This is a genomic window from Moorena sp. SIO2C4 (assembly GCF_010672485.1).
Lineage (GTDB): Bacteria > Cyanobacteriota > Cyanobacteriia > Cyanobacteriales > Coleofasciculaceae > Moorena > Moorena producens.
In genome coordinates, this window is record NZ_JAAHGN010000557.1 from 1 (window position 1) to 4,884 (window position 4,884).

A 4,884-nucleotide genomic window follows, 5' to 3' on the forward strand; every position below is an offset into this window, starting at 1 on the left:
TGGAGCAGTAAAGTCAGAAGAGGGAAAAGGTAAAAAATTATGTGTACCTCATGAGGCTAAAAACCGCTATATCGATTCTCAACAATACAGGGACTATTTTGGCAGTAATTAATTTGACAGTAATTAATTGGACTTGGTACTAGAGCTTGTTGCCGATCTGGCTCAGGAAATCCTTGGGTGTCTTGACCTGCTCAGCACCTTTTACTCCTTGTGGTCAAAACCCATCCATAACCCCTTTGATGCTACGCCCTTGTTCGGTTTCAGCTACAATTTCCTTTACCGGATTGGGGGGGTGGAAGAATGGATAGGGCAGACTTCTGGGCACTGCTGGATAGGATTCAATAAGTTGATTGGGTATGCTTCTTTGAGTACAATCAGGAAGCTATGTCCAGATGCGCTCCCACAGCGTGAGCAAAGCTCAATCGCACAGGGTGAACTTTGCTCAATCCCTTGAGGATTATGAGTTGGATTAGATTTAAGGGTCGGATCATTTCCTGTAGCTCGGATCAAGTATGAGCCAGATGCTTCACAGAAGGTGATGGCAAATTTTAGCTGGGTCGAAGTTCCGACCATGACCTGATATAAGTCAAGGACGGTTTTAATAAAGTGGGCGTTAACAATGATGATGTTACTCCCCCTGACGAAATTTCCATGCTAACCACTTTCAGTTCGATTCCCACCGACCTCTCTGCCTTAGTTAAACACTAAAAACCCTAAATTAAACGGTAAACTTATATAATATTCCCAGCCGAAGTAAAATAACTGCCAAAATGCCAAATATATCCCCGCATCATAGATACTTCTTCTGATGGCAAGTGGCCTTCTGTAGATCTAATTATGACCTTAGCCTTGACAAAAATGCCTAAGTATGAATATAGAAAAGGGAACAGGGAACTTCGGATCAAAATTCTCACAATTCCTACACGGATTGCTATACAAGCAAACTAACATCAACAAGCCACAGTTGTTGCGAAATTCCCGGCAAAATAACTCCCACAACTTACACAAAACTGGACTCCAAAACCTATAACTAGTAGGGTGCGTTATTAACGCACCCTACTAGTAGAGTTATTGCCTAAGTCCTGTTCTCAAAAAGAGACTAGACCACTGGTGATAGTAAGAATGATTAGTGATTAATCAGTCTATTTGAGCCATCTATGTAAAAAATGCATAATCCCTAAAGCCTTAGAATGTCAAGGGTGTCTATGTCTACTTTGTATCTCTAGTTACTGGAGTGGCTGTAGTGCTTAACTCAATGCTTGGGGTTGCTACCCCTTGAACTACCAACACTGAGCAAGGAGCATGGTGAACAACATAGTTACTCACACTACCCAGCACCATTTCTTTTAAACCCCCAAGCCCTCGACGACCTAGAACAATTAAATCCGCACCCCACTTTTGGGCTAGATCACAAATTCCTAGACCCGGATCTGCCAATTGACAAGATACTTCGGCAGCGATACCATCAGCATTTGCCTGTTGAGCATAACTCCTTAGCCACCCTTTGTTTTCCTCAAGGTGTTTTTGGAGATTTTCTTGCTGAACCTTTCGGATACTACCATACACGTCTACATCGGCTATGGTGCCAAGACCTACGTAAGGAGTCATCATTTCCTGAGGTTCCCAGTTAAGGCAGTGTACTAGCATCAGAGTACTCTGTTCCTTTTCGGCTAGGTCTAAAGCCTGTTCAAACACTGCTTCTGCTTGGGATGAGCGGTCCATTGCTACCAGAATCTTTTTGTAAGCCATGATTAGTTTTTCCTCGTCTCTTCAAATTATTCAAATGGGGGCTCGAAGACATGGAATTTAAGTACTTCCAGAAAATAAATTAAGGGTTGCCCTTGTCTGGTAAAGATAGGGAAGATGGGTAAGATACTGAGGTTCGCTGGAAGCTATAATCCCTGACCTTGAAGACGTTGAGTGAATAATTTATTGTAGTCAGTGGTTTAGTCAGTGCTGTAGTCAGATGCTACTCAATGTGATAGGGTTCTATAATTTAATTATAGAAAAACTACTGACAGATATTATACTGGTTAACTATTTGTAACACTTATTGTATTGGTCTAGAAATAGCAATGAGATGATAATTATTAGGGTGAATGATTAAGGAACCCTAAAACTAGAGAAAAGTAGAGTTATTGCCCCATTTCTGTTACCTTACGCAATAATAAGGTTCAAACCAGGAAATGAACGGACTCGACTGAGGTGAATCAGGCACTAACTCTACCACTCCGTCCTTATTAAGAATCCATCGATTAGCTTCAATAATTCTAGACCGACGTGAGTTAACTGCATTGGGCTTAGCAGCATGATCAGGATTTTTCCGGCGGCGAGTTCTGTGGCGAGGTAATGGCCGTAAATCCATCCACAGGGTTTCACCCACAAGAGGTTTAGTGGGGTCTGTGGGTAAGCCACCCCGCCCAAATTGGGTAAATTGATTGCCGAGATCGGTACCGCAACCAGTGGCAACTAGCAGTTTGGGATTAACAAAATTTTCCGGTAGCTGGAATAATGCAGCGCTAGGGTCGGGGTCAGGTGCATTAATTTCCACAGTACCGCTAAAGGAAGCTCCCAGTTGGGAAGAAGCGGTAATATCACTATCTGGGGTTTTTTGTTCTCGAAATTCAGTGCCAAAAATGCCTAAGGCATTAGACATCTCCAAAAATTAACCTCAAACCCTTGCACTGCCTGGGTCAAAACCGAGTTTCTGGAGATGTCTATTGATAATCACTCGTCCGCCAAAGCTATCTTCAGCATTGGCCGTGATATCGCTATTTTCTAGGGCAACTAGCAAGTCAGTATCAATAGTAATATTACCGCCAGTGGCAGCATTTTCGGCATTGGTACTGATATTACTGCGATCGCGCATTAGGATTAGCTGGGAATCCAGGATAATATTGCCCTGCTCCCCAGCACTGACTTCAGCAGAAAGGCTCCCTAATTGATCTAATACAATCGACTCAGCGGTAATGTCGAGATTACCAGCCTTGACCCGAATGGTAATAGTGCCAGCATCCCCAGCTCCACGGGTAGAAGAGGAAAATCTTGCTTGATCACTGACAAGCAAATGCTGAGTTTCAATGGTTAAATTGCCCCCATCCCCGGAGCCCTGTGTAGATGTATAAAAGCCGCTGGCAAATAGAAGACGATCAGGTGAGCTACCAATGGCTTCGACTAAGTTAGCTCTAACTATTACACTGTCCCCATCCCCATTACCCCGATTAATGGAGCGAATTTGAGCGCCATCACGCAACTGCAAAACTGGAGTGTCAACAACCACCCTCCCAAGCTGGCCAGTTGCTTCAAGTGTGGCGTTGCTATCGATGCGCCCACGCTCTTCAACGGTACTTGAAAGCATCATAGATTCGTTTGCAGTCATGGTAATCTGACCAGCATTACCGGAGCTCAAGGTCTCGGTAATTACAATACCGATACTTTTTAGCTACCAGAATCTACCAAAGGCTAATTCTGGCTCACTAATGCAAGCTGTTCACGAAGTGTCGGCTTTGCCGAATCACTCAGCCAGGGGGTATCTCCCAAAGCTCGTAGAAATATTCCACGAGCGCCGTTGATATCTCGTTCGCGAAGCGTGACCAAAGGTCAATCCATTGTTCGACCATCAACTTTTGATTTAATAATTTTGCTTCCGCCTATATTGACCAGTTCTCCTGTCCAGCTGACAGTTTTACTGGTATAAGCTTCACAAACGTCTACGACGATTTTTCCAGTCTCTTGAGCTTTGTGTTTCAGAAACTCTTTGAATCGATAGTGAGCAAAGTTGAGCATGTTCCGGACAGTCTTAGATCTTATTCTCCTATTCCCTTTTTTAGACATTTGAGCTGTTTCAAAAGTGGGCAGTAAAATAACATCAAAGTTGTCAACCATAAATCTAGCCGTCTTATGATGAAGCTCGTTTATTAGATTCTGGATTTTGATTACCATCCGTCGGGCAGCTTTCCTCCTTCGGCGTTTCTGTCCAGCCTTAGATTTACTAATCCTAGACATCAAATTATCTAAGTGCTGACATAATCGCTGAATCCGAGAAAAATCTCCATCTCCAATCTTTCCTACAGATGTTTCACTAAAGAAAGTGATAAAAGTCCTAACTCCAGGGTCTAAAGCAACTACTCTGCCTTGGTTTTCGGTTTTATTTTTAGTTACTTTATAGGGAACAACTAGATAATAGTTCCCATTGTTACTGGTTAGTCGGCAATCGCAAATATCATCAGGAAGACCTTCAGTCTAAGTTATCTTTCCCAGTTTTGTGTGATATATTCCCGCCACGGAAACTGCTGATTTTGGGATATAGCAAGACTGAATGGGGTTTTGGCGAGACCTGAACCTTACTCTGTTTATTTGTGAGGTCTTCTTGTATTTCTTTTTGGCCTCCCGAACAGCAGTGCAAGCATCCTTAATCGCTATAGATTTAATTTGATAAGGTACTACTTTACACCACTCAGGTAGGTCGTTTAATAGGTCGGTTTTGATAGCTTTCCAGTTAGCTTTTACAATGCCCTCCTGGAGTATTTTGATGGTTTTATTGAACACATAACGGGACACTCCAAACCATTGGCGAACAAGCCTTCGCTGTTCAGGGTTTAGGAACAGTCGCATCTTCTTTGATTTTCTTCCCATATTTTCTGAGTCCGTGGACACGGCATGAGAAGACATGAATGATGGAGAGAAGATCTGCGGTTTGCTCGGATTCTGGACAACTTTCAGGTTGGTCGAGAACCAGGATTTTTCCACCGTTGAGACCGACCGGAGATGAAACCTTAGAGTAGTGCAGCCTTACTACAAAACCTTTACCCTATGCTGCATAATTTACCAACTATAAAGGCTGCACTACTCTTACGGTAACTTCTAACCAAGTACTCAATGAGT

5 protein-coding genes and 1 pseudogene are annotated in these 4,884 nt (G+C 43.0%); all 6 read right to left on the bottom strand.

Going from position 1 to position 4,884, the window contains the following annotated elements:
* Positions 1 to 139 precede the first annotated feature (139 nt).
* The 6 genes and pseudogenes from F6K20_RS24315 to F6K20_RS24340 all read right to left on the bottom strand — a co-directional run bounded on the left by F6K20_RS24315 (position 140) and on the right by F6K20_RS24340 (position 4,749).
* A pseudogene (locus tag F6K20_RS24315) lies at positions 140 to 674 on the bottom strand (adenosine-specific kinase).
* Positions 675 to 1,209: 535 nt separating this feature from the next.
* The gene (locus F6K20_RS24320) at positions 1,210 to 1,749 is read right to left on the bottom strand and encodes a universal stress protein (RefSeq protein ID WP_008186964.1); all 540 of its coding nucleotides are present in this window, start codon (positions 1,747 to 1,749) and stop codon (positions 1,210 to 1,212) included.
* A 403-nt stretch (positions 1,750 to 2,152) separates the two neighbouring features.
* Positions 2,153 to 2,656, bottom strand: a complete 504-nt coding sequence (locus tag F6K20_RS24325; protein WP_008186961.1) for an S-layer family protein — start codon at positions 2,654 to 2,656, stop codon at positions 2,153 to 2,155.
* A gap of 15 nt (positions 2,657 to 2,671) precedes the next feature.
* Positions 2,672 to 3,379, bottom strand: a complete 708-nt coding sequence (locus F6K20_RS24330) for a hypothetical protein (RefSeq protein ID WP_287296330.1) — start codon at positions 3,377 to 3,379, stop codon at positions 2,672 to 2,674.
* A gap of 221 nt (positions 3,380 to 3,600) precedes the next feature.
* Entirely contained in the window at positions 3,601 to 4,221 is a 621-nt protein-coding gene (locus F6K20_RS24335; RefSeq protein WP_287296334.1) for a transposase, read from the bottom strand.
* A gap of 21 nt (positions 4,222 to 4,242) precedes the next feature.
* Positions 4,243 to 4,749 (bottom strand): helix-turn-helix domain-containing protein, encoded by a 507-nt coding sequence (locus tag F6K20_RS24340; protein ID WP_287296332.1) that lies wholly within the window; start codon positions 4,747 to 4,749, stop codon positions 4,243 to 4,245.
* Positions 4,750 to 4,884 lie beyond the last annotated feature (135 nt).